Annotated in this window: 3 protein-coding genes and 1 pseudogene; all 4 read left to right on the top strand. The window is 51.6% G+C overall.

Translation table 11 applies throughout. The annotated features are described in order from the left end of the window. Nucleotides 1-333, top strand: a pseudogene (locus AQR02_RS33275) (ABC transporter ATP-binding protein); the annotation flags it as partial. Beyond that, nucleotides 308-2314 carry a DUF6449 domain-containing protein gene (locus AQR02_RS00670; RefSeq protein ID WP_054938945.1) on the top strand — a complete coding sequence of 669 codons (2007 nt, stop codon included), beginning with the start codon at nt 308-310 and terminating at the stop codon, nt 2312-2314. The pseudogene AQR02_RS33275 and the gene AQR02_RS00670, both read left to right, overlap by 26 nt. A 119-nt stretch (nt 2315-2433) precedes the next feature. Continuing rightward, on the top strand, nt 2434-2565 hold the full coding sequence (locus AQR02_RS35070; protein WP_280818569.1) for a hypothetical protein: 132 nt from the start codon (nt 2434-2436) through the stop codon (nt 2563-2565). A 112-nt stretch (nt 2566-2677) separates the two neighbouring features. Next, nucleotides 2678-2919 (top strand): DNA polymerase beta superfamily protein (locus tag AQR02_RS33280; protein WP_245237008.1); only part of this gene is annotated, 242 nt, incomplete at its 3' end.

Raw genomic sequence — 2919 nt, forward strand, 5'->3', positions numbered from 1 at the left:
AGGATTTATGTGATCATGTCGGCATTATGCATGGCGGTAAAATGCTGGTAGAGAAGGATCTGGATGATCTGAAGGCGGACACGCATAAAATTCAAGTGGCTTTCCGTGATGAACGTCACGCCGGCGCACTTACCGCCAAGCTGCAGATTCTCCATCAGGAGCAGGCGGGGCAGCGTTAACCTGTATATCGTAAAAGGCGACCGTGAGCGGATCTCCCGGGCTTTTCATGTCTATGAGCCGTATGTGTTTGATCTGCTGCCGCTGACGCTGGAAGAAATCTTTATTTATGAAATGGGGGATGCCGGTTATGACGCGCAGCCGATTCTTCTTTAACAGCAGTGTGATCCGCCAGAACTTGCGCCAGCACGGCTGGATCGGAATCATATATACTCTTGCCCTTCTATTCGCACTGCCGCTGCAGATGTTCATGAACAGTGACCCGAATGCCACGCCGCAGACTGTACAGAATCTGTTCTTCGTCGGCGGAGAGATTCAGATGCTGTTCGCGGTTACGGTTCCTGTAGCTGCCGGTTTGTTCCTGTTCCGTTATCTGCAGGCCAAAATGCCGTCTGATCTGTGGCACAGCCTCCCGCTGCGCCGGGAGCATCTGCTGGTGTCCCATACGGTGAGCGGTCTGATTCTGCTGATGGTTCCAATCTGGCTGACGGCTGTTGTTGCGGTCATTGTGCAGCCACTCGGCAGCAATATGTACATTTATAACGCAGCGGATGCCTTTGAATGGGGCATGACGCTGAGTATCCTTACCCTGTTCCTGTTTATCTTCAGCATGTTTGTCGGTATCTGTACCGGACAAACTGTGCTTCAGGGGGCAGTTACCTACATCCTGCTGCTTCTGCCTGTCGTGCTGCTCCAATTGGTCAATGAACATTTCGGGATGTACCTGTACGGTTATCCCAGATGGTATGGGGCAGGGGCACATATGGAAGAGTGGTCCCCGATTCTGCATATGGTCTATGTGAAAACCAATGCTTTCAGCGCCGGTGATCTGTGGATGTATTCGGCCTTGTCTGTCCTGTTGTTTGCGCTGTCTGTTCTGCTGTACCGCAGACGCCACGGGGAAAAGGCAGGTCAGGCGATTGCCTTTACGTATTTCAATCCGCTGTTCAAAGCGGGGGTCATGTTCTGTGCAATGCTGATCTCCGGAACCTATTTCGCCCAGCTTAAGCAGCTGCAGCTTGGCTGGATCATCGCCGGCAACCTGGCCGGGGCGTTGATCGGCTACATTGCGGCGGAGATGATCATCCGCAAAACCTGGCAGATTCTAACCCGCCGGGTGCCGCTGGAATTTGCCGGTTATGCGTTGCTGCTGGGTCTGCTGCTGTATATTCCGGTCTCCGCGATCTCCGGCTATGAGAACCGGGTGCCGGCTCTTGAGAAGATTGAAGGTGTTTATGCCGGAAGCGATTATTCATCTTATGATGCGTATTGGAATACCTCCAATCCGAATATCAGCAAGGAGGATCCGTTCACTGATGACCGGGACTATATCGAGGCGGTACGCAAGCTGCATATTGCCGTGGCAGCTGCACGGCCGGAGATCCCGTCGAATTATTCATATTCGTATTACCGGCAATTTTATCTGTCCTACCGGCTTGAGAACGGGCGGATTGTACAGCGTTCCTACATGATTCCTGCTGCCGGATTTGAACCGGAACTCAAGGCAGTGATGGAGAGCGAGGGATACAAGCGCAAAGCGTATATGTTGTCCCGGCTTGATAAGTACACTGAGAGTTTCCGCTTGAACAACTATAATAAAGCGCTTAGCCTCTCGGACCCGCAGGAGGTTAAGGAGTTCAAAGAAATTCTGAAACGGGAAATTCTGAATATGACCTACGAGGACCAGAACCTGACACGTATCCAGCCATCATATGCTTCGATCCAAACTATAGGTAAGCCGGATGCTACCGGGTATCAGCTCTACTACTCCTACGAATGGCAGTCCTCCTTCCATGAGCTTGGAGCCTGGCTGGAGCAGAAGGGCTACGCCGATAAAATCCGCACTAAGCCTGGGGATATAGCCACTGCCGAGATTATTCAGGATAACTACAACGACCGTCTTCCTGCTGCCGAACAATATGACGCTGAGCGTCATCTGGAGCTGGCCCGCAGCGAGAAACGTTCGGCCCTGATCCAAGAGGCTGCGCCAATTGCCGATATATTGGAGCATCAGCGATATTATTCGGCGAAGAATGGCGATTACCTGGTGAAGCTGGTCTATAAAGAGGGCAGAACGGATTATATGACGCTGCGTGAACAAGATTTAACGCCAGCGGTCAAAGCCATCCTGCCTTAGCTCAGGAATCCACTAGCGCAGCTGGCTGCTCTATAGCGGTTGACAGAAACTGGGCTATTGCCTTATGCTTTTGGGAAATGATGACAACAAAACAATAAACTTTTAGGAGGTCAGAACAGATGAATTATATGGAGAAGCATTTCAGCCCGGAGAATACCCATTCCAATCTCCATCTGATTCCATCCGTTCAACTGTCCTCCCTGGTTCATAGCGTAGTCTCAGCAGCAGGTTATGTATCGCCGGAACGGTAGTTTAGCGTTGCGGCATACGTAGCTGGAAGTCTGCTATAGACGGAGTGGGGCCATGGATGATGGAATCCATGGCCTTTTTGTATTGTTTTGGAACTGAAGGGAGGGTTGAATGATGTCTGAAATTCATAAAGAGATTGTGCGCCAGCTGCGTTCAATTGAAGCGGAAGAGGATGTGCGTATTCTGTATGCCTGTGAGTCGGGCAGCCGGGCCTGGGGCTTTCCGTCCAAGGACAGCGATTACGATGTCCGGTTCCTGTACTTGCGGCGGCCGGAGGCTTATCTGTCGATCCTGGAGCCGAGAGATGTGATCGAACGGCCAATCAGCGATCTGCTGGATATTAACGGCTGGGATTT

The sequence above is a fragment of the Paenibacillus ihuae genome (assembly GCF_001368795.1).
Lineage (GTDB): Bacteria > Bacillota > Bacilli > Paenibacillales > Paenibacillaceae > Paenibacillus_AQ > Paenibacillus_AQ ihuae.